18 protein-coding genes and 1 pseudogene are annotated in these 22,605 nt (G+C 30.8%); 8 read left to right on the forward strand and 11 right to left on the reverse strand.

Annotated elements, in window-relative coordinates; translation table 11 throughout:
• Positions 1-616: 616 nt before the first annotated feature.
• The 4 genes from hemH (at position 617) to HUW60_RS02415 (ending at position 5,418) form a co-directional block, all read left to right on the forward strand.
• Positions 617-1,600 (forward strand): ferrochelatase, encoded by a 984-nt coding sequence (hemH, locus tag HUW60_RS02400; protein ID WP_190600840.1) that lies wholly within the window; start codon positions 617-619, stop codon positions 1,598-1,600.
• A gap of 117 nt (positions 1,601-1,717) precedes the next feature.
• Positions 1,718-3,994 (forward strand): class 1a ribonucleoside-diphosphate reductase subunit alpha, encoded by a 2,277-nt coding sequence (gene nrdA / locus HUW60_RS02405; protein WP_190600841.1) that lies wholly within the window; start codon positions 1,718-1,720, stop codon positions 3,992-3,994.
• A gap of 15 nt (positions 3,995-4,009) precedes the next feature.
• Positions 4,010-5,146, forward strand: a complete 1,137-nt coding sequence (nrdB, locus tag HUW60_RS02410; protein ID WP_190600842.1) for a class Ia ribonucleoside-diphosphate reductase subunit beta — start codon at positions 4,010-4,012, stop codon at positions 5,144-5,146.
• A gap of 8 nt (positions 5,147-5,154) precedes the next feature.
• The gene (locus HUW60_RS02415; protein WP_190600843.1) at positions 5,155-5,418 is read left to right on the forward strand and encodes a 2Fe-2S iron-sulfur cluster-binding protein; all 264 of its coding nucleotides are present in this window, start codon (positions 5,155-5,157) and stop codon (positions 5,416-5,418) included.
• 184 nt (positions 5,419-5,602) lie between these two features.
• On the opposite strand, the gene HUW60_RS02420 is transcribed toward HUW60_RS02415, so the two are convergent.
• The 3 genes from HUW60_RS02420 to HUW60_RS02430 form a co-directional block, all read right to left on the reverse strand.
• The gene (locus HUW60_RS02420) at positions 5,603-6,271 is read right to left on the reverse strand and encodes a dUTP diphosphatase (protein WP_190600844.1); all 669 of its coding nucleotides are present in this window, start codon (positions 6,269-6,271) and stop codon (positions 5,603-5,605) included.
• Between the two features lie 273 nt (positions 6,272-6,544).
• On the reverse strand, positions 6,545-7,126 hold the full coding sequence (rnt, locus tag HUW60_RS02425; protein ID WP_190600845.1) for a ribonuclease T: 582 nt from the start codon (positions 7,124-7,126) through the stop codon (positions 6,545-6,547).
• Positions 7,116-7,541 carry a GNAT family N-acetyltransferase gene (locus tag HUW60_RS02430; protein ID WP_190600846.1) on the reverse strand — a complete coding sequence of 142 codons (426 nt, stop codon included), beginning with the start codon at positions 7,539-7,541 and terminating at the stop codon, positions 7,116-7,118. The genes rnt and HUW60_RS02430 overlap by 11 nt, the downstream gene beginning before the upstream one ends.
• A gap of 75 nt (positions 7,542-7,616) precedes the next feature.
• Between HUW60_RS02430 and ilvD the strand changes: the two genes are divergently transcribed.
• The gene (ilvD, locus tag HUW60_RS02435) at positions 7,617-9,281 is read left to right on the forward strand and encodes a dihydroxy-acid dehydratase (RefSeq protein ID WP_190600870.1); all 1,665 of its coding nucleotides are present in this window, start codon (positions 7,617-7,619) and stop codon (positions 9,279-9,281) included.
• 55 nt (positions 9,282-9,336) lie between these two features.
• Here the strand turns inward: ilvD and rnr are convergent, their stop codons facing one another.
• From rnr to hflK, 5 genes are read right to left on the reverse strand one after another with little or no spacing between them, the layout of a single operon-like run.
• Positions 9,337-11,457, reverse strand: a complete 2,121-nt coding sequence (gene rnr / locus HUW60_RS02440) for a ribonuclease R (RefSeq protein WP_190600847.1) — start codon at positions 11,455-11,457, stop codon at positions 9,337-9,339.
• Between the two features lie 3 nt (positions 11,458-11,460).
• Positions 11,461-12,777 carry an adenylosuccinate synthase gene (locus HUW60_RS02445; protein ID WP_190600848.1) on the reverse strand — a complete coding sequence of 439 codons (1,317 nt, stop codon included), beginning with the start codon at positions 12,775-12,777 and terminating at the stop codon, positions 11,461-11,463.
• A 26-nt stretch (positions 12,778-12,803) separates the two neighbouring features.
• Positions 12,804-13,754, reverse strand: coding sequence for an ATP phosphoribosyltransferase regulatory subunit (locus HUW60_RS02450; RefSeq protein WP_190600849.1), 951 nt, complete (start codon positions 13,752-13,754; stop codon positions 12,804-12,806).
• A gap of 12 nt (positions 13,755-13,766) precedes the next feature.
• Entirely contained in the window at positions 13,767-14,624 is an 858-nt protein-coding gene (hflC, locus tag HUW60_RS02455; protein WP_190600850.1) for a protease modulator HflC, read from the reverse strand.
• Positions 14,624-15,793 (reverse strand): FtsH protease activity modulator HflK, encoded by a 1,170-nt coding sequence (gene hflK / locus HUW60_RS02460; protein ID WP_190600851.1) that lies wholly within the window; start codon positions 15,791-15,793, stop codon positions 14,624-14,626. Before hflK ends, hflC begins: the two co-directional genes overlap by 1 nt.
• 143 nt (positions 15,794-15,936) lie before the next feature.
• Between hflK and HUW60_RS02465 the strand changes: the two genes are divergently transcribed.
• The 3 genes from HUW60_RS02465 to rlmB are packed head-to-tail and all read left to right on the forward strand — an operon-like array spanning position 15,937 to position 19,774.
• Positions 15,937-18,147 carry an LPS-assembly protein LptD gene (locus tag HUW60_RS02465; protein WP_238924430.1) on the forward strand — a complete coding sequence of 737 codons (2,211 nt, stop codon included), beginning with the start codon at positions 15,937-15,939 and terminating at the stop codon, positions 18,145-18,147.
• Position 18,148: 1 nt separating this feature from the next.
• Positions 18,149-19,030, forward strand: coding sequence for a peptidylprolyl isomerase (locus HUW60_RS02470; RefSeq protein ID WP_190599978.1), 882 nt, complete (start codon positions 18,149-18,151; stop codon positions 19,028-19,030).
• Positions 19,031-19,774 carry a 23S rRNA (guanosine(2251)-2'-O)-methyltransferase RlmB gene (rlmB, locus tag HUW60_RS02475; protein WP_190599979.1) on the forward strand — a complete coding sequence of 248 codons (744 nt, stop codon included), beginning with the start codon at positions 19,031-19,033 and terminating at the stop codon, positions 19,772-19,774.
• 566 nt (positions 19,775-20,340) lie between these two features.
• Here the strand turns inward: rlmB and HUW60_RS05055 are convergent.
• The 3 genes and pseudogenes from HUW60_RS05055 to HUW60_RS02485 all read right to left on the reverse strand — a co-directional run bounded on the left by HUW60_RS05055 (position 20,341) and on the right by HUW60_RS02485 (position 22,583).
• A complete protein-coding gene (locus HUW60_RS05055; RefSeq protein ID WP_370545347.1) occupies positions 20,341-20,712 on the reverse strand; it encodes a VWA-like domain-containing protein in 372 nt (123 codons plus the stop codon).
• Positions 20,705-21,466 carry a vWA domain-containing protein gene (locus tag HUW60_RS05060; RefSeq protein ID WP_370545348.1) on the reverse strand — a complete coding sequence of 254 codons (762 nt, stop codon included), beginning with the start codon at positions 21,464-21,466 and terminating at the stop codon, positions 20,705-20,707. Before HUW60_RS05060 ends, HUW60_RS05055 begins: the two co-directional genes overlap by 8 nt.
• 74 nt (positions 21,467-21,540) lie before the next feature.
• Positions 21,541-22,583: pseudogene (locus tag HUW60_RS02485) on the reverse strand (AAA family ATPase).
• Positions 22,584-22,605 lie beyond the last annotated feature (22 nt).

Below are 22,605 nucleotides of genomic sequence, written 5' to 3' on the forward strand. Positions count from 1 at the left end.
TTATGTCTTAATTGTAAATGTAATTTAACACCTATTATAGTTAATTTTAACTATTTTTATTTAGCAATTAAATTAGTTAAAAAATACTATATAAATTATTGATTTATAATTATTTTTTAAATTTTAAAAAGCAAAAAATAATTAATGGTGTTATACTATAATTTTAATCTATATGTAATAAACATTGATCAATTCTAGTAATAAAAAATATACAAAAATTTGATAAAAATGTAAGACACAATAGTATTGTTAAATTTTACTAAATAGTAAAAAGTTTTCTTTTAAGTAAAACTTAAACATAATAATAATTTAGACATGCTCAATCTTAAAAAAATGGCTAAGTTTAAACCAAAGTTAGAATCTTAAAACAAAGTAAAGCTGAAAATAACTATGATAAAAATTTTAAATAGAATACATAAAATAAGATTTAAAAATGATATTTTAAATCCACTCTTTGGATGTGATTCTTACAACTAACTATTTTAAAAAAATCAAAAATACAAACCCATTAAACGGTTTGTTAATGTAAATGGAATTTAGGCATAAATTTTACAAGATTGTATGGAAAATGAAAAAGTAGTAAATTTTTTTTAAATGTATATAAAATTGTTTCAAAATGAAAATAGGTATCTTACTAACCAATATTGGTACACCTGACGCCCCTACAAAAGCATCTTTAAGGCGATATTTATCTGAATTCTTATCAGACTCTAGAGTGGTTAGCTTTCCTATTAAATTTAAATTCATATGGTGGCTGGTGTTAAATGTTGTTATTCTTAATACAAGACCTAAAAAATCAGCCCAAAATTATGCCAAAATCTGGGATAGAATTGGTATTGGTTCTCCATTATTAAGCATTGCTAAGTTACAATTACAAGGTGTTAAAAAAATATTGCTTGAGCGACATGAAAATTTAGTATTTGAAATTGGTATGCGTTATGGAAACCCTTCTATTTCATCAGTGTTGAATAAGTTACGTAATCAAGATTGTGAAAAAATTATTGTTTTACCGCTTTATCCTCAATACTCTAACACAACAACACTCTCAACATTAGATGTTATTAATCAAGTACTGAATAATTCTTGGGCTAAAAAGCCAGAAATAATCTTTATTGAATATTATTGTTACAATGATGATTATATTCAATCCCTTGCTAATACGGTATTAGAACATCAAATTAAATATGGAAAGCCGAATAAATTAATAATTTCATTTCACGGTATCCCTCAACGATATATTGATAATGGTGATATATATTATGACCATTGTGTTGGTACAGCTAAATTACTCGCTAAAAAATTAGATTTGAATAAAAGCGATTATTTATTTAGCTTTCAGTCTATTTTTGGTCGAGAGCCTTGGACTAAGCCACAAACCAAAGAAAGATTAGAAACATTAGCTTGTGATGGTGTTGAGCATATTCAAGTAATTTGTCCAGGATTTTCAGCTGATTGTTTAGAAACTTTAGAGGAAATTGAGTGTGAAAATAGAAATTATTTTATTCAATCTGGCGGGCGCCAATTTAGTTATATTCCTGCATTAAACGATAGGAATGATCATATCGAGATGCTTTCTAATTTGATTTCTAATTATTTATAATATGTTAAATTATTTTTATCCATAAATAAATTGTAAAATACGCTTTATTTAATTTATAACTAAATAAAGCGTATTTTACGAACATTATATATGTAATGTTGCTTAATAGGAGTGTCAATGAATCAAGATATTAAAGTCACTAAACGTAATGGACAACAAGAATTTATTGATATGGAAAAAATTCATCGAGTTGTACATTGGGCTTCACAAGACTTAAAGGGTGTTAGTGTTAGCCAAGTTGAAATCAATGCACAGTTGGCATTTTTTGACGGTATTAAGACGGAAGATATTCATGAAACAATTATTAAATCAGCAGCAGATTTAATTTCAACAGACATACCAGATTATCAATATTTAGCAGCGCGTTTATCTATTTTTCATTTACGTAAAAAAGCATTTAAATCCTTTACCCCACCACCATTTTTTGAGCACATTAAAAAATTAACAGGTTTGGGTATTTATGATAAAGATATTCTTAATAAATACATTAAAAAGGAAATTGAAATATTAGGCTCTTATATTGATCATTGGCGTGATATGAATTTTTCTTACGTTGCTGTTAAACAACTAGAAGGAAAATACTTAGTTCAAAATCGTGTCACTGGCGAAATTTACGAATCTCCACAATTTCTTTATATGTTAGTGGGTATGTGCTTATTTCAAGAATATGAAGTGAGTAAACGCATAAATATTGTGAAGCGCTTCTATGATGCAGTAAGTTTGTTTAAAATATCCCTTCCTACACCTATTATGGCTGGGGTTAGAACACCTACACGCCAATTCTCATCTTGTGTATTAATTGAGACAGATGATGATTTAGATTCTATTAGCGCCACTGCTGGGGTTATTGTGAAATATATATCTCAGCGTGCTGGGATTGGTATTAATGGTGGTAAAATTCGTGCAATTGGTAGCCCTATTCGTGGTGGTGAAGCAACACATACAGGTTGTATTCCTTTTTATAAACATTTCCATACCGCTGTTAAATCTTGCTCACAGGGTGGAGTGCGTGGTGGTGCAGCTACTTTGTTCTACCCTTTGTGGCATTTAGAAGTTGAAAATTTATTAGTTCTTAAAAACAACACAGGAACGGAAGAAAATCGTATTCGTCATTTAGATTATGGCGTTCAGTTTAATGGCTTAATGTATCAACGTTTTCTAAAAGATGAAGATATTACTTTATTTTCACCACATGATACACCTGATTTATATGATGCCTTTTTTGTTGATCAAGAAGAATTTAAATGTTTGTATGAGAAATATGAGCAAAATGTTTTAATTAGAAAACACACTATTAAAGCCAGGGAATTATTTTCTAAGTTTATACAAGAACGTGCTAATACAGGTCGTATTTATTTACAAAATGTTGATCATTGTAATACCCATAGTGCATTTAATGCCAAACAAGCACCTATCAGACAATCCAATCTTTGCATGGAAATTACTCTACCAACTAAACCCTTATATTCAGTTCAGGATGAACAAGGCGAGATAGCGCTTTGTACATTATCAGCAGTTAATCTTGGCGCATTAGATTCTTTAGATGAGTTAGAAACATTAACTGATATTATTGTACGTTCATTAGATTGCTTACTTGATTATCAAAATTACCCAATTAAAGCAGCTGAATTTGCTAGTAAAAACCGTCGAACACTCGGTATTGGCGTAACTAATCTTGCTTATTATTTAGCCAAAAATGGTGCGAAATATTCTGATGGATCAGGTAATCAACTTGTTCATACAACCTTTGAGGCGTTACAGTATTATTCATTAAAGGCTTCAAATACGTTAGCAAAAGAATTAGGACCTTGTCCACTATTTTCTCAAACACAGTATTCACAAGGTATTATGCCTATTGATTCTTATAAAAAAGATATTGATGTGTTTTGTGATTGTAAATTAGAATTTGATTGGGATACACTACGTCAGGATATTACTTCTATAGGTCTTAGAAATTCAACTTTAACAGCACTCATGCCATGTGAAAGCTCGTCACAAATCTCTAATTCAACTAATGGAATTGAACCACCGAGAGGGTTTGTATCTATTAAACAGTCTAAAGATGGTATTTTAAAGCAAATTGTACCTGATTATGAATTATTAAAAAACCAGTATGAGCTACTCTGGGATATTAAAGATAATGATGGTTATCTACAACTTTGTGGGATTATGCAAAAATTTGTAGATCAGTCTATTTCTACTAACACACATTACGACCCTTCACAGTTTGAAGGTAATAAAGTACCAATGAAATTGTTTTTAATGGATTTGTTGAAAGCTTACAAATATGGTATTAAAACGCTTTATTATCATACAACTCGTGATGGTACTGGCAAAGATGTTTCGGAAAAAGAAGATGATAACAACTGTACAGACGGTATTTGTAAACTATAAAAGGAGTTTTCTAGTATGTCATATAGTATTTTTACCAAAAAAATAAGCAATACATTAATTGAGCCAATGTTTTTTGGTAATACAGTTAATGTAGCGCGTTTTGATAAGCAAAAATATAAAATATTTGAAAAGCTCACTGAAAAACAGCTTTCTTTTTTTTGGCGTCCAGAAGAGATTGACGTCTCTAAAGATAAGATAGATTTTGCTAAATTACTACCCAATGAAAAACATATTTTCATTTCTAATCTTCAATACCAAATCTTGCTAGATTCAGTACAAAGTCGTTCTCCTAATATTGCTTTTTTACCAATTGTGTCATTGCCAGAGTTAGAAAATTGGATTGAAACTTGGTCATTTTCTGAAACTATTCATTCACGCTCTTATACACATATTATTCGCGCTATTGTTAATGAACCAGGCATAGTATTCGATGATATTATGAAAATAGATGAAATTATTCAGCGCGCTGATAGCGTGTCTAAACACTATAATGAGTTAATTAAATGTACTCAGGCTTATTTATTACACGGCATAGGTAAATTTAAAGTTCAAGATAAAGAGATATTAATTGACTTGTATTGTTTAAAAAAACAACTTTATCTTACTATTGTGTCAGTTAATATTCTTGAAGCAGTGCAATTCTATGTTAGTTTTGCTTGTTCTTTTGCTTTCGCTGAGAGAAAGGTTATGGAGGGTAATGCTAAAATTATTAGAATGATTGCTCGTGATGAGGCTTTGCATTTAACAGGTACTCAACATATATTGAATTTGATGAGTGGTGGTAAAGATGATCCTGATATGAAAAAAATAGCAAAAGAATGTGAAAAGGAAGTAATTACCATGTTCAAAGAAGCTTGCGAACAAGAAAAAGATTGGGCAGAATATTTATTTCGTGACGGTTCTATGATCGGTTTAAATGCAAATATGCTAAAACAATATTTAGAATATATTACCAACGTACGTATAAAAGCTCTAAATTTAAGTCCTGTATTTGATGAATGCATCAATCCTTTACCTTGGATTAACCACTGGTTAGATTCTGATAACGTTCAAGTTGCGCCACAAGAAACTGAAATTACCTCTTATTTAGTCAGCGCCATTGATAATACTTTGGATAAACAAGACTTTGATTTTAATAGCTTTAAATTATAGCTAGTTAGATGTTTAGGATAGAAATTGATAACATCAATGGTAAAACCAAATCATTATATGCTTATGGAAATCACTCCATTCTTATTGAACTTGAACAACAGAATGTACTCATTAATCATTCTTGTCGTCAAGGGCATTGTGGTAGCTGTATATTGCAACTATTATCTGGTGATGTCACCCATCAGGATTCTATAATATCCTTATCACAAGGGGAAATTTTAGCTTGTAGAGCAACACCTGTTACTGATATTAGAATTGCTTTAAGAAATTGAATAAATATTATTAGTGTTGTAGTATATTCACAATTAAAAACCAAAATAAAAGTTTTATAAATCTATTTTTATGTTCCTGTGTATACATACTTATAATACTACTATCAAATATTTTATATCCTGTTTCTATTCTATAAATAGTAAGCATGCTATACTTACTTATTATTCTAATAAGTTTTCTTGATTATTTATTTAGTATAAAATTATGAGAATTGTATTCTTTCTCTAATTCTTTATACAATTGTTCTGGCATTAAATCGGGATATTTTTCCATTATACGAAAGGCAACAACGTTATCTTCCTCTACGCCCCAAAGTTTAATATAAGTGCCTTTCTTATAACCATGTTTCTGTCTAAAGACATTAAGTTGATTTTTGACAAGATAGCGTTTATAGAGTTCTGATATGTCCATACTCATTGTTGTTAGCGCTTTAAAAAAAAGCCCTGTTATTTCATATAAAGCATTTTGTGATTTATTCACATTAGCACTACTTGCTACGGCCACTAATTTTTCTAAAATTTCTATCACAAGTTCTGGATTTACCTCCCTTTCTGGCTTTATATTTTCATAATTATAAGCAAATTGAGTATCACCAAAATAAATAGCTTCAGACATAATAAAATGCCAAATATCCACTAACTCAACTTTAGAGTTATCTAAATCATGCTCCTCTTTAATATTTTTCCAGTGTTTCCAATTAAAAGAATCAATTGCCTCAGTAGCTTCCATATAAATACAACGTAACCAAGAAATATAACGCCCGTCTTTTGTTATACCATCAGTCCACTGTAGACCGTTAGTGTTGTTATTGAACTGTTTTTGTAATTCAAACATTTGCTTAATTTTGCTCATTGATAAACCCTTATAATAATATTAAAAATTATCAAGAATTATAATGCAAACATTTGTCAAGTTAAAAATTAATTATGACTTAAGAGAGTTTTTAACTTCTAATTATGATCTTGATCTTGTGTATATTATGAATAATATTTCTTATTATAGGATTGTTTGATGATACAAGCACAAGAATTTAAGTTTTGTCAATAAAGTGTATTTAAAGTATATTGAAACAAATACAAAAGTTCAATAACGTGTAATTGTTATTCAAGGTATTTTGGTTTAATTTTATTGTGTATTAAAAACTTTACAAAATAGTTCAGCTGTTTTTTGTGTATCGTATAATGCAGAATGAGCATAAGTATCATCCCACTCAATATCAGCCTTACGTATGGCTTTAGCCAATACTGTTTCGCCATAGCATAAGGCTGATAAACTAACCGTATCTAGGGTTGAAAATTGATGAAAAGGGCTTTTAAGTTTACACCTGTTAGTTGCAGCACGTAAAAAGCCTAAATCAAAAAAAGCATTATGTCCCACTAAAATAGCACGAGTGCAGTTCTTTTGTTTTAGTTCTGTATATATTTTGGTATAAATTTGCTTAATAGCATCAGCCTCTTTAACTGCCATTCTAAATGGATTATTAACATCAATACTATTAAACTTTATCGCACTAGGCTCTAATATGCTTCCTTTAAATGGCTCAATGTGAAAATGTTGTGGCTTTTTTGGGTATAAATTATTCATTCTATCAATGCCAATTATAATAGTGCAAATCTCCAACATGGCATCAGTTTTTTCGTTAAAACCACCTGTTTCAATGTCAATAACTACTGGTAAATACCCACGAATTCTATCTTTAATTAACATTTTTAAAAAAAATTGATGAATTACGTTCCTGATTAAATGAAACTTGATGTTTTTGGGGTAAATCAATAATACTCATTTGTATAAAACCATGTTTAATAAACCAATTTGTGCTATGTTTAGTTAATGCAAAAACCTTGGAAAATTTTTTAGCTTTTGCTTTAAACATAATTTTTTCAAGTAACTTTAAAGATAACCCTGTTTTTTGTACTTTCTTAGATACTGCTAATGAGTAAATTTCTCCCATATTATCCTCTTTACAATCTTTAAGTCCTGCACAAGCAATCAATTGATTGTTGTCTGTCAAATAAACAAAATCTCTAATATTTTCATTAATTTGTTCCTTAGTTCTAATTAATATTTTACCATCCTCAGAAAAAGGTTTAACTAGAGTTAGAATTTGTTCGGCTTTAATCAAGCTAAATGTTTAAAATGTTTACTAAAATATTAATTTTAGTCTAAAATTTAATCTTTATTTTTGGATAAAAAAAATATGTGCATCCCAAGAAAATATTCCTCACAAGTTGTTGATGGATTTGAACGCGCACCAAGTCGTGCTATGCTTTATCCTATTGGTTTTAAAAAAGAGGATTTTAGCAAACCCCAGATTGGTATAGCAAGTACTTGGTCAATGGTAACACCATGTAATATGCATATTAATAAATTGGCTAACAAGGCTGAAAAGGGGATAAACAACGCAGGTGGTAAAGGTGTTATCTTTAACACCATTACCATATCAGATGGTATTTCTATGGGTTCTGAAGGTATGAAATATTCTTTAGTATCACGTGAAGTCATTGCCGATTCAATTGAAACAGTGGTTGGTTGTCAAGGGTTTGATGGTGTAGTTGCTATTGGTGGTTGTGATAAAAATATGCCTGGTTGTATTATTGGTTTAGCACGTCTTAACCGTCCCAGTATTTTTGTTTATGGCGGTACTACTCAACCAGGTAAAAATCATACAGACCTGGTGAGTGTTTTCGAAGCAGTTGGTCAATTTTCTAACGATGAAATTAATGAAATTGAGTTAGAGAATATTGAAAAAACAGCCGTTACTGGTCCAGGCTCTTGTGGGGGTATGTACACCGCTAATACTATGGCATCAGCAATTGAAGCGTTAGGTATGAGTTTACCCAACTCCAGTGCACAAAATGCTATATCAGATGATAAAAATAATGATTGCATCCAAGCTGGAGAAGCTGTTCTTATTTTATTAAATAAAGACATTAAACCCCGTGATATAATGACTATGAAAGCATTCGAAAATGCAATCACTGTAATTATTGCACTAGGTGGTTCAACCAATGCTGTATTGCATTTAATTGCCATGGCGAATGCCGCTGAGGTCAATCTTAAAATTGATGACTTTACTCGTATTGGTAAAAAAGTACCTGTTATTGCTGACCTTAAACCATCAGGTAAATACATGATGAGTGAATTGGTTGAAATTGGAGGTACTTTACCACTAATGAAAATGTTACTTGATGCAAGACTATTACATGGGGATTGTATGACAGTAACAGGAAAAACTTTAGCTAAAAATTTAAGAAATGTTAAACCGTATCCTGATTCCCAAGAAATTATTAGAGCATTAGATAACCCAATAAAGAAAGATTCGCACCTTAGAATTTTACGGGGTAATCTTGCAATTGAAGGTGCTGTAGCAAAAATTACTGGTAAAGAAGGTTCAAGTTTTAAAGGTACAGCTAAATGCTTTTCTCATGAAGAAGGAGCGCTTAAGGCTATTTTAAATGATCAAATAAAAGCAGGTAATGTTATTGTTATTCGTTACGAAGGCCCTGTTGGTGGCCCTGGTATGCGTGAAATGCTCGCTCCTACTTCTGCAGTTATGGGAAAAGGATTAGGTGGTAAAATTGCTCTTATTACTGATGGGCGTTTCTCTGGTGGTACACACGGCTTTGTAGTCGGTCATATTACACCTGAAGCCTTTAAAGGTGGAGTACTAGCAGTGGTTGAAGATGGTGATGAAATTATAATTGATGCACAAAATAACGTTTTAGAGCTATTAGTTGATAAAGTTATTATTGATAAACGCTTATCCAAATGGAGGCAACCTAAACCAAACTACACTAAAGGTGTATTAGCAAAATTTTCAAAATTAGTTAAATCTGCCTCTGAAGGTGCAGTTACTGATTAACTAATACTTATCTTTTGTTTTTTATGAATAATAAAGATTTATAGAAATTTTAGTATTATTCTATAGGAGAAAACATTATTTGTCTATTGTCAAGATTAACTGAGGTAACTTGGATTTTGATAGTATTTCCTAATTGATAAACTTTACCAGTAGGATCTCCTTTGAGTTGATGTTTAATGTTATCAAAAATATAATAATCATCTTTCATGTCACATAGGGCAATCATACCTTCGACAAATATATCAGTAAGTTCAATAAAGATGCCAAAACTAGCAATACCAGAAATAACACCATTAAATCGATCTCCTACTTTATCAAGCATATATTCACACTTTAACCACTGTTCAACATCACGTGAAGCATTATCTGCACGACGTTCAGTCATAGATAGGTGCATACCAATTTCAAGCATTTTCTTACTTGGTTTTTTACTTTTTTTTCCTAAAACACGTTTAATAGCGCGATGTACTAAAAGATCAGGGTAACGTCTAATTGGCGATGTAAAGTGGGTGTAGTCTTCAAATGCTAAGCCAAAGTGACCTTCATTGGTAGGGGTGTAAACAGCTTGTTTCATTGTACGTAACACAATAGTTTTGATTATATTTTCATCATTTCTACCTTTAGAATCTTCAAGCACTTTAGCAAAATCTTTAGATTCTGGTTGTATACCCCCTTCAAGTGTTAAGCCAATAGCAGTTAAGAACTGGCGAGTAACCTCTACTTTCTCAGCTGTAGGTTTTGGATGAATCCGATATAAAAAATCTTCATTGTGATGATTTAAAAATTTTGCACTTGCTTGATTAGCCATTAGCATACATTCTTCAATCAGTTTATGGGCATCATTACGAGAACAATCAACAATATTAGATATTTTACCATTATCATTAAACAAAATTTGTGATTCAATACGATCAAAATCCATTACTCCACGTTTAATCCTAGAAGTTCTAAGTGATTTGTATAAGTTATATAATGAGTTTAAATTTTCCATTACTGGTGCATAGTACTGGGTTAAATCAGCATCATGATGCTTTAAAATTTGATTAACTTTATTGTACGTTAATCGAGCATGTGAGAACATAACAGCACGATAAAACTTATAATTTAATAGATTTCCATGAGTATCAATATTCATCTCACAAGTCATACATAATCGTTCAACACCAGGATTAATTGAACATAATCCGTTTGATAAAATTTCAGGTAACATTGGGACAACACGATGTGGAAAATACACCGAATTACCACGATCAAGAGCATCTTTATCTAAATCTGATCCTTCTTTTACATAATGTGATACATCAGCAATAGCGACAATTAGTTTCCAGCCTTTGCTGGTAACTTGTGCATATACAGCATCGTCAAAATCACGAGAATCTTCACCATCAATGGTAACTAACTTTATTTTAGTGATATCAATTCGGTCTGTTTTGTCAGAATTAGTAACTATAGTTGGTAATTTAGAAGTTTGTTCAAATGCTCCTAGTGAAAAATCAACAGGAATGTTATTGCGATAAATAGCAGAATCTGTTTCCATTCCTTTATCCATGTAGATACCCAAGATTTGGATAATTTCACCTATTGCTAGGCTTTTCAAAGTTGGAGATCTAGTAATCTTAACAATTACAATTTGTTTATCATGATGTTCTTTATTAATCTTTAGAATACTAATATTATTTTTAATACGTTTATCATCAACTACAACATAAGCACATTTTTTTTCAAGATGTAAACGCCCTACTACAGTTTCAATACTTTTAGTAACTTTGATAATTTGTGCATCACCACGTTGATTAAGTAATCGCGCTTGCACTTTATCGCCATGAAAGACTAATTGCATTTGTTTTAATGAGAGTCTTAAGTCTTTACCACCCTTGTCTAACGTAATAAAACCAAAGCCTTTAGGATTGGCAATTACCCTTCCAGTTATCACACCATTTTTAGAACTAAATTTATGGTATACACCATGTTGGTCGAAATTGAGCTGTTGATCACGAACCATGGCTTTAAGCCGGTGTGATAGAGGTTTTTTTTGATGATATTCAATAGTTAATAAATCATATAATTCATGTAGTGTACGTGATTTTTTTTCAAAAAAACTAAGGATATATTTCCTTGAAGGAATTGAGTTATCGTACTTTTTTTTTGACTCTCTTTTATAGTGAGGATCTGACATTAATTACTCGAATGGGTGTTTTAAAATTAGAGTTTGTGTTCTGTCTGGTCCGGTAGATAAGATATCAACTGGAAGATTAGCTAACTGCTCAATTTTATGGATGTAGTTTTGTGCTTCAATAGGTAAAGAGTTAAATGAATTAGTACCAATAGTTGAAGTTTTCCAACCAGGCATTTCAATATAAATTGGTTTTGCATCTGTGTATCCTTTGGCGTCATATGGCGGTATTGTAACTTCTTTGCCGTTTAATTTATAAGCAACACAAATTTTAACACTTATTAACGAATCTAAGACATCAAGCTTGGTAAGACAAATACCAGTAACAGCATTTAAATTAAATGAACGTTTCAATGTAACCATATCCAACCAACCACAACGACGCTGGCGACCTGTAGTTGCACCAAACTCATGCCCAACTGTACCTAACACTTTACCAATTACATCACCTTTATTAGTGGAAACATTATAAATTAGCTCAGTTGGGAATGGACCACTACCTACTCGTGTTGTATAAGCTTTAACAATTCCTAATACATAATTAATATCTGTTACTCCAACACCAGAACCAGTAACTGCACCACCAGAAGTTGTGTTTGAAGAAGTAACAAATGGATAAGTACCTTGATCAATGTCTAATAATGTACCTTGTGCACCTTCAAATAGTATATTTTCATCATTAGCAATATGCTGATGAATTTTTTCTGTTACATCAATAATCATATGTTTAATTTTTTTTGCTTGAGATAGAGCTTGATATAAAATAGTTTGATAATCAACAGGAGCTGTGCCATAATAGTTAGTTAGTAAAAAGTTATGGTATTCTACCACTTCTTTAAGTTTTGAGGCAAATAGGATTGGATTCAATAAATCCCCTACACGCAAGCCACGACGAGCAACTTTATCCTCATAAGTAGGCCCAATACCATTACCTGTTGTGCCAATAGCAGCCTTGCCACATTTTGCTTCTCGAGCATTATCAAGAGCAATGTGATATGGAAAAATCAAAGGGCATCCTGGACTAATCTTTAAACGCTCTGTTACATTAATATTAGCACCTTCTAATTCCTTTATTTCTTTTAATAAAGCAGACATCGATAATACCACACCATGAGCAATTAAACATTCAACATGGTCGTGTAAAATACCTGAAGGAATAAGGTGTAGTACAGTTGTTTGTTTATCAATGACTAAGGTATGGCCTGCGTTATGACCACCTTGGAAACGCACCACGATTACTGCTCTATCTGTGATTAAATCAACTATCTTACCTTTACCTTCATCACCCCACTGGGTACCAATAATCACTACATTTTTTGACATATTAATTCCTAACTATTTAATATTTTTTAAAAATGACTTTGAGATAAAAATTTCAAATCAAACGAAAAGCCAGTAGCTGCTCTTGATTTTCCAAAAGACTTACCAATGTCGTTATAACGACCCCCTTGCGCTAAAGCTTTAGAATAATTTTTATTATAAGCTGAAAACACAACACCTGTATGGTATTCATAGGCCTGTAATTCGCTAAGATCAAAAATAGCTTTAACACCCTTTTCAAGAAGCTGTTTGTCAATGATAATTAAATCTTCAATAGCTATTCTAGCTTGTTCAAAATGGCCAAATATTATCAACGCCTTATCTAGGATATCAGAACCTCCCTCTAGTTTTATCAAATGGATAAATAAATCAGCATTTTTAAGCGTGTTATTATTTAAGAATACAGCTAAATCTGGCATTGATCGACGTGAGAAAATAGCTCTCAAATGTACCACTGCTTGTATTGATATATTCTCTTGTTCTGTTAAAGAATCAAAAATAGCAACATTGCCTAAGATAAGTATGACTGAATTAATTGATAATAGCTTTAAACTTTCCAACATTAATTCGATTATTTCAACATCAGATTCAGTTGCATTTGAACCATAAAGCTCAGCTCCTGCCTGAATAGGAGAGCGTGATGCATAAAAATCATCTGCTTTGGTTTTTAAAATTGAATTAATATAGCAATATTTTTCAATCGAATCACTACCACGTTTAGCATCAATACGTGCAATTTGTGGAGTAATATCAGCATGAACCCCTAGCATTTTACCACTATTAGGATCTAAGAACTTGAATGTTTTTTCATCAACAACATCATTAGTTAGTAAAAGTGAATTGACATGTTCAACCATTGGGGGAATAACCAAACCAAAGCCTTTATCAGCATATAAATCTAAAAGATCACGCCGCAAGGATTCAAAAATCAATGCTTGGTTATTAGTAAGCTCCTCTATACTTTCAGGCAATTGCCACACTCCCGTATCTAATTATTTAATTTGTGGATTAAAGTGACGGAAGAATTCCGTATTTGGATTAAGAACTAAAATATTACTTTGATTAGAAAATGACTTTTTATACGATTCTAATGAACGATAAAAAACGTAAAAATCTGAATTCTTACTATAGGCTTTTGCGTAGTTATTTGCACTAACAGCATCACCCTCACCTCTAATTTTCTCAGAATCTCGATAAGCATTTGCCAAAATAATAGTACGTTCTTTGTCTGCTGCTGCCTTAATTATCTCAGCCTCCTCCGCTCCCTTAGATCTAAATTCTTTAGCTACTCTTTGTCGTTCTGCCTGCATACGACGATAAACTGAATTAGATACCTCTTGTGATAAATCAATTCGCTTAATACGAACATCAATAATCTTAATACCAAATTGAGCAATGTCCTTTTTCGCAAGTCTAGCAATGTTTGACATAATTTCACTACGTTCACCAGAAACAACGTCAGCAATAGTTCGTTTTGAAAATTCACTTTTAAGGCCAGTTTTAATAATTTGAGCTAGACGATTATTAGTTCTAGCTATGTTACCGCCTGTTGATTTATAAAACTGCTCAGCATCTTCAATTCTCCATTTAACATAAGAATCGACAATTACATTCTTTTTCTCCCCTGTTAAAAATCGTTCAGATGGTGCATCTAAAGTTTGAATACGATTGTCAAATTTTACAATATTATTAACAAATGGCATTTTGAATTTAAGACCTGGAACTTCCTCAACGCTTACAATTTTACCTAAACGTAATTTAATTACTGTCTGGGTTTCATTAACTGTGTAGACTACTGAACTTAATATTAAAAATAAAACAGCAATTAGTGCTAAACCTATTTTTTGCATTATCTGCCTCCTCTATTTCTGAAAATGTCTCTAACATTACTACTACCCTGATTGTTTTCTTTTATTGATGATTCTTGAATAGTAACGTGTGTATTTGATTGCCTAGTATTAATGAGTTTATCAATAGGTAAGTACATCATATTATTAGTATTAGAGTTAACCAGTACCTTACTGGTAGTAGCCAGAACGTTTTCCATAGTTTCTCGATATAAACGCTCTTTAGTAACTATGGGTGCTTTTTCATATTCAGCTAAAATTTGTTTAAAACGCGAGGTCTCACCTTCTGATTTAGAAACTATTTCAGATTTGTAAGCTTTTGACTCCTCAAGCATACGTGCAGCTTTACCACGAGATTTAGGTAAGATATCATTAGCATAAGTTTGTGCTTCGTTAATTAAACGTTGCTTATCTTCACGAGCTTTAACTGCATCAGAAAAAGCAGATTGTACTTGCTCTGGTGGTTGAGCATCTTGCATGTTAACTGTAGTTATTAATAAACCAGTTTTGTATTTATCAAGCAAACTTTGAGATTTTATTTTAATATCATCAGCAATATTAACTCGTCCTTCAGTTAAGATGTAGTCCATGGTGTTTTGACCAACAATTTGCCGAATAGCACTTTCAGAGACGTGACGAAGTGTTGTGTCTGGTTTCACAACATTAAATAAATAATCTTGAACATTATTTATTTTATATTGAACTGCAAATTTAGCTTCAATCATATTTTCATCTTTAGTTAACATTAAAGATTCAGATGCAACATTACCACCAAAACGTCGATTATTATTAACCGTATTACGATAACCAATTTCAGACGTTCTAATTTGTTCAACATTAATTCTATTTAAAGTTTCAATTGGATAAGGGATATGCCAATGAGGACCTTGAGAAGTTTCTTCTTGAAATGCCCCAAAACGTAGTATAACTCCTTTTTCAGCAGGGTCAATAATATAAATACCTGATAATAACCAAATAAATAAAATCAAAATTAATATATATTTAAAATTACCACTTGAAGTTATTTTAGGTGTAATTGTATTTGATGATTTCTTACTATTTAAAAAACCATCAAATTTATTTTTCATATCTTTGATTACTTTCTCTAATTCCGGTGGAGTTTGATTATTGCCATTCCAAGGATTTTTATTGTTGTTGTCATTCCAAGCCATTTTAATTTATGTGTCCAGATATATAGTTAAAATCTGGAGTTATTTTACCTAAACTAAAGCAAGCTTATGTAACTAATAGGGCAATCTATTATTATGATAATATGATGTTAAAATAACGACATTTGAGAGAATATACAATCATCATGCAAAAACAATTATCTCTTTGTTTATCACTTGCTTTTTTATCTAGTAGTATTAGTGCTGAAAGTTTAATATTAAACTGTAAAAATAATGTATTACTTTTCCCAAAACAAATACTCTCAACTGAAACTAAAGATCTTAATATTAAAGCAAATTATAGTGAAATTTATAAAGATGATAGTTTTTTTTTAAAAGGCAATGTTTCATTAAATTCAAGTACTTATTTTCTAGGCGCTGATGAAATCAGTATTAATAAACTTAGTAAAATATCAAAAGCTTCTGGCTATGTTAAATTTCAAAACAACGAACTTATGCTAACTGGTGATAAAGCTATGATTAAAAAAGAAGGTGCAATGATTCATACAACTCTAAATCAAGTAAAATTTTACTATCCAGACTTAAAAATAAATGGCCGTGCACAATTTGTAACTCATGATGGCACTGAACAAATATTCAACTCAGGTAGCTACAGTTTATGTCCACTAGGTAATTCTGATTGGCAAATGAAGGCTGATAAAATCATATTGAATTCAACGACTAATAAAGGTATAGCAAAAAATGTTACGATTGAATTTTTAGGGATAACTATTTTTTATTCTCCTTATCAAGAATGGGCGTTAGAAGGCCGTAGTTCTGGATTTTTAGCACCAATATTTGGTAGTTATAATGAATTAGGTATTAGCGGTGGTAGTAAATACCAGGTTAAAATTCCTTATTATTTTAATATTGCTCCTGATCGTGACTTTTTTTTAATTTTGAACCAATTATCAAGTCGCGGTAGTTTAATTGAAGGTAAATATCGTCAACTTATCACTAACAATAATTATTTAGGTAATGGACGTTCTGAGATTGAGGGACATTATTTATTAAATAAAGATAAAATTGCTAGTAGTAAACGTTGGCTATTAAATTCAAAATTAGACTTATCACTTAATACTAAAACTGATTTTAGTATTATCACTAATCGAGTATCAGATCCGAATTACTTTAAAGAAATTGCTCATAGTAATACTTCGGATTCAAAATTACGATCTTATGTTAATTTATCCTACAAAAACCAAAAAAAAAATTTAACTATGTCTTTTTTTGTTGAATCAGAACAACTTATTAACAATGGAAATGCTTCGTACACGCGTGTACCAGAGTTATCTATTAATAAAGAATATAAAGGTTTAGATGGACATAATATTGATTTCTTATTAATTGGTACAAAATTTACGCATAAAAACTCAAATACTACAACTAATAGAACCGGGATTCGCACTTACGCGCAAACAAAATTTAGTCGCTCATTAAAAACTAAAAACTATTTAATTACCCCAAGTTTAAAACTATCAACAACTAATTATACAATGGATAATGCTGTTCATCAAGAACGAAATATTGTTAGTTTTGGCTTTAATTCTAAATTTTTCTTAGAAAGAAAAGCGTTCTTATTTGATACACATTTAATCCAAACTTTAATCCCAAGATTAGGATACAATTACACACCTAAAAAAGACCAAAGTACATTGCCTAATTTTGATTCAGATTATAAAAATAATTTATATGAAAGTTTGTTTTCCGGACAAAAATTTACAGGTATCGATAGGATTGCCAGCGCTAATGATCTTATTTTTGGGCTTGAGTCAGACTTTATTAATAAAGAAACAGGTAGCACCTATTTAAGTTTAAAAATAGCCCAAGCATATCAATTTGATAACATGAGTATGAGTAAAAATGGCACTTTGGTTAGCCAAAAAAAATATTCTAATGTTGCCATGTCGGCTAATTTAACGATGCGCGATTTTTCTTTTAATAATTCACTACAATATAATTCAATAACTAATAAAATAAGTAAGCGTAATAGTTCAATTAGTTTTATTATAAATTCTAGAAAGTTTTTAACTTTGGCGCATTATGATGATAATGGCAATAATTCAGTTGAATTATATAGCGCTTATCCATTAACACAGCAAACACATGTGTTTGCTGGTATTAATGGATCTATTAGTAACTCAACTATTAATAAAGAAACCATGGGTATTGCTTATGAATCTTGTTGTTGGGCGGTACGTTTAGCGTACTTTAAAGAGTATCTAAATGAAAATAATTATGATTATGTGACTAAATTTGAGCTAGTACTAAAAGGATTAGCCACCACTTCCTCAAATTTATATAAACGTTTAGAGGAAGATATACCTAATTATTCAGTCAATCTTAATAATTTTTAAAATGAACAAAACTTTATTATTAGTTTGTTTATTTTCATTTAATATATTTGCTATACCTAATAGTATTATTGCTATTGTTAATGATGATTTGATCACTTTTAATCAAATTAGTATTGATATCAAACCAAACTATACTAAAGCGCAAAAGTTGGCTTTAGTTAATCAACAAATAGATTTAATCTTGCAATTACAAAAAATTAAACAACTAAGTATTGTCCCAAAAGAAAATGTGATTAATAGTATGTTAGATAATATTGCTTTAAATAACGATTTGAGCTTAATGCAATTGCAATCTTTGCCTCAATTTGATAAGGTTATTAACCATGTGAAACAGAACTTATCATTAGAAGGGCTTAAACATTTTATTATTAAAAATCTTAATATTGAACTTACTGATGTTGAAATAAGTAAGCAAATATCTAAAATCCCTAATCATTTAAATAAGCTAGAGAAACAAATAAGAATAGCGCAAATCACCATTAACTCTATTGACCAAGTAGATTCAGATCATTTGATTAAAGATCGTTTGATTGATTTAAGTGAGAGAATTAATAAAGGTGATTCATTTTCTATTTTAAAAAAAAATTATTCGCAAGATAATTTTTATAAGAATAACGGTGAATCTAATTGGCTTAATTTATCAAAATTACCAAAAGCTATTCAACAGAGTTTAAAAGGCCTTTTAATAGGTGAAATATCACAGCCATTTAGAATAGGACAAGTTTGGAGGATTATTAAAATTATTGATAAACGCAGTGTTAACAACTATCTAGTTGAGCTTAAAGATAAATTAATACGCCAAAAAGAAGATACTTACTTCTATAATTGGGTTAAAAAAATAAGGAAAGAAGCTTATATTAAGATCTTTTACAATAAGTTATAAATGTCAAAATCAATCATCATTGCTGGATTTCACGCTATTCAGGCTCAGTTAAAATTTAACCCTAAATATTTAATTAAGATTTTCATACTAAATTCACGATGTGATAAGCGTTTAAATGCTCTCATCTTTGAGATTAATAATTTTGGTATTAACATTCAACAGTGTACTAAAGTACAACTAGATAAATTAAGTAATCATCAAACTCATCAAGGTATTGCAGCTGAAATATTGTTACCTATCCTACCTAACCAAAATGAACTAATTACTTACGTGTCTAAATTAGATAATACTAGTTTAATATTAATACTAGACTCTATTCAAGACCCTAGGAATTTAGGCGCTTGTTTGCGTAGTGCTCATGCAGCTGGGGTTGATTGCGTAGTAATTAATAAAGATGGTTCAGCGTCCATCAGCGCATTAGTACACAAAACTTCTACAGGCGCGCTTAATCAGATCAAAATTTTTCAAGTAACCAATCTATCGCGTACTATTAAAGCATTACAACAACAAAATATTTGGGTAATTGGTTTAGACAGTTCTGCCAATACCCTAATTTATCAAATAGATTTAACTACACCAAATGCTATTATTATGGGATCTGAAGGTTTTGGCCTTAAAAAATTAACCAAACAATCTTGCGACCAACTGGCTAAAATTCCTATGCAAGGGAAAGTAGAAAGTTTAAACGTTTCTGTTGCTACAGGGATAACACTTTTTGAGATAAACAGACAACGTTTTCTATAGTTTTAGATATGCAAATATTGCACTTATATTTCATTAACAATGAAATTGTTAATTTTACCTTACTGTCGTTAAAATAGTTAATAGGATATAATGCAATTTCTACTAAATGACTATTATCAGAGTAATGACTGGGATAAATTAGCAAATTAAAACGAATTATGTATTTAATCTTAGAAGCTGTTAAATATAAATTTACAATGTAACTTTAATCGATAGTTAAATAAATTAATAATGTTATTTAACTTGTTCTAAATGACCACTTAGTAGTAGTATTTAAAGATAAATAGTAACTTGATAATTACACAGAAACAAATCTTGAATAATACTGACTAAATAATTTAGTCAGTATTATTCATCTAGTTTGATCATAATTTCTCACTATTATGCAGTAATTTTACCTTATCAAAATGATATTTATCCCCTTACCCCTTCATTTGTTATGTTTAATAATGTGCCTTCAAACCCAGATTGTGGAATATTTTTTATATTATTAATTTAATTGAATACGATGTCCCCATGGCACATTTTTATTTCCTTTAATAAGCCACATTACTGGATAATTTAGTTCATATTTTGGGAATTTTCCCTTTAGCATCAGTAAAGTAAATTAACACGCTAGAAGCGATTTCTTGCGTGTTAACATGATTAAATACAGGATTAAAATTAGTACCTTTACCGCCACCTAATGATACTGGAAATATTAACTCATCCCAAACTTCAAAACGCCATATCAGTTCTTTACTAACTTTTTCATCGCAAGCAATTAATGTAATTGTGGCGCGCATATTACTTTTAATGGCATTAATTTCTATTATAAACTCGTCAATCTCATTTTGAGAAATTGAACCAGAAGTATCAATAGCAACAGTAATATCAATTTGGCTAGATCTAAGTGACGGCAATATAGCGTTGCCATTACGACGTGATGGTCTAAGCATAGGAAAAATCATCACATACAAAACTAAACATATATTGTGATAGTAAAGATTGCCAAGAAAACTGAGGTTGCAGGAAAAAATTAAATAATTTAATAAATTCACTATTTAATTTTCCTGCTTGTTGTGTAAGTTGTGCGCTTGAAGCAAGATTTTTCTGCCACTTACCACTTAATTGTTGAATTTCAACAGATGTTAAAGGTCTAGGCTTATTTGCCAAGTAAAAAGAATTTGAATTATCGTTACTATTATCTTGTAGATTATCCTTACAGAATTCATCATTCTTTGAACTATCATCATATAAATGTTGATCCATAGGTTTAGTATCAGTACTATCATCAATCATTGGGTAAATTTCTTCTGCAATCATACCTTGATATTTATGGAAAATAGACAGTCCAGGTGGGGGATGAAACCCTTCTTTTACCAAAAGCGGGTTAATGGCAAAATCACAAGCTAAATCCCATTTATATTTAAGCCGATTACCACGACGAGAAAAATGCATTAGTGCACAATGTAGGACTTCATGAATAAGAACAAACTTGGTTTGATGATGATCAAGCTGGTTAATAAAATTTGGATTGTAGTAAAAACTTTTAGCATCGGTTGCACTAGTTTTACACCAAGATCCAGCAGCTTTAAGTGGCAATCTCAGCACTAAATTACCTAGAAAAGGTTGGTCAAGAATAAGTTGTGTTCGCGCTTTAGTTAATTTTGCTTTAACTACTTGTAAATCAAGCTTATTAATATTAATCATAATATCTTCATTAATAACTGATTCTTGTAATGCACACTAAATATCACTATCTTTACAAATTAAATTATCAAATATTAGTCAAACATAACATTAGAAATTTTATTTGCCCAATCAGTAAATTCAGGGATAGTAAAAATATCTTTACCAATGGCTCGTTGCATATCTAATACTAGCATAACACCTAACTCATTTTGAGGAAAATTTTTAGCAAAATTAAGAATATTACCCCATGCTTTTTTAGCATTATTACTACCTTTAAGACTAGTTGCTTTGGTTACTAGTGCTGTACAAATTACATATTGCAAATCAAGTTCTTTTGGAATTGTAACACTTTCGCCATTAATAATAGCATTAAGATTAGGAAAATCAGATATGTGTTTAATAAATGTGGTAATTTCAACTCCTGCAATTTTTCCAACGCAAGCGATAGCAGCTTGCTTAAATAAAGACAAATCAGTACCAAATTTTTTCAGGACTCTATGTACAAACTCCCAAGTCCTTGGCGAGGGAAAAGCAGTTGGATTGTATTTAGAATTGAACTCAAATAAATATTCAGGACGATAACGTAAAAAGCCAATAATACGTTCATCAATGTTATTCTTATATGCCCATGTCATCCAATCATCCAAATTAACATCCAATTCGAAATGCGAAAATCGATTTGCCAAAGGTGCAGGCATTGAATAAGTAATACCCCTATCCCCTTGACGATTACCCGCAGCAAATATTACCCAACCTTTAGGCACAATATAATCACCTAAACAACGATCAAGAATGAGTTGATAAGCCGCTGCTGATACGGTTGGTGGTGCTAAGGGGTAATTTCATCAAGAAATAAAATACCTTGCTCTCCATGACGCTTTGAATCGGGCAATAATGAAGGCACTGACCAGTCAACTAAATTGCCATTTTTAAACGGTATACCCCGAAGGTCGCTAGGTTCCATTTGTGATAAGCGAATATCAATGATATTAACTTTGTTATTACTTGCTATTTGAAAGATGATTTGAGATTTACCAAATCCTGGTGGCCCTCATAACATAACAGGTGTATGATAACCTTGTATTATCGATGTTAACTCTTTATTGAGAATTTTACTAACTTCTTCAGGACGCATGAATACTTTTAAATTATTTAAA

The organism is Candidatus Vesicomyosocius sp. SY067_SCS001, assembly GCF_014706615.1.
Classification (GTDB): domain Bacteria; phylum Pseudomonadota; class Gammaproteobacteria; order PS1; family Pseudothioglobaceae; genus Ruthia.

Excerpts from the sequence above, each read along its gene's own strand:
- hemH (WP_190600840.1), top strand. The coding sequence starts at position 617 with ATGAAAATAGGTATCTTACTAACCAATATTGGTACACCTGACGCCCCT.
- nrdA (WP_190600841.1), top strand. The coding sequence starts at position 1,718 with ATGAATCAAGATATTAAAGTCACTAAACGTAATGGACAACAAGAATTT.
- nrdB (WP_190600842.1), top strand. The coding sequence starts at position 4,010 with ATGTCATATAGTATTTTTACCAAAAAAATAAGCAATACATTAATTGAG.
- HUW60_RS02415 (WP_190600843.1), top strand. The coding sequence starts at position 5,155 with ATGTTTAGGATAGAAATTGATAACATCAATGGTAAAACCAAATCATTA.
- HUW60_RS02420 (WP_190600844.1), bottom strand. The coding sequence starts at position 6,271 with ATGAGCAAAATTAAGCAAATGTTTGAATTACAAAAACAGTTCAATAAC.
- rnt (WP_190600845.1), bottom strand. The coding sequence starts at position 7,126 with ATGTTAATTAAAGATAGAATTCGTGGGTATTTACCAGTAGTTATTGAC.
- ilvD (WP_190600870.1), top strand. The coding sequence starts at position 7,617 with ATGTGCATCCCAAGAAAATATTCCTCACAAGTTGTTGATGGATTTGAA.
- rnr (WP_190600847.1), bottom strand. The coding sequence starts at position 11,457 with ATGTCAGATCCTCACTATAAAAGAGAGTCAAAAAAAAAGTACGATAAC.
- HUW60_RS02445 (WP_190600848.1), bottom strand. The coding sequence starts at position 12,777 with ATGTCAAAAAATGTAGTGATTATTGGTACCCAGTGGGGTGATGAAGGT.
- hflC (WP_190600850.1), bottom strand. The coding sequence starts at position 14,624 with ATGCAAAAAATAGGTTTAGCACTAATTGCTGTTTTATTTTTAATATTA.
- hflK (WP_190600851.1), bottom strand. The coding sequence starts at position 15,793 with ATGGCTTGGAATGACAACAACAATAAAAATCCTTGGAATGGCAATAAT.
- HUW60_RS02465 (WP_238924430.1), top strand. The coding sequence starts at position 15,937 with ATGCAAAAACAATTATCTCTTTGTTTATCACTTGCTTTTTTATCTAGT.
- HUW60_RS02470 (WP_190599978.1), top strand. The coding sequence starts at position 18,149 with ATGAACAAAACTTTATTATTAGTTTGTTTATTTTCATTTAATATATTT.
- rlmB (WP_190599979.1), top strand. The coding sequence starts at position 19,031 with ATGTCAAAATCAATCATCATTGCTGGATTTCACGCTATTCAGGCTCAG.
- HUW60_RS05055 (WP_370545347.1), bottom strand. The coding sequence starts at position 20,712 with ATGCTTAGACCATCACGTCGTAATGGCAACGCTATATTGCCGTCACTT.
- HUW60_RS05060 (WP_370545348.1), bottom strand. The coding sequence starts at position 21,466 with ATGATTAATATTAATAAGCTTGATTTACAAGTAGTTAAAGCAAAATTA.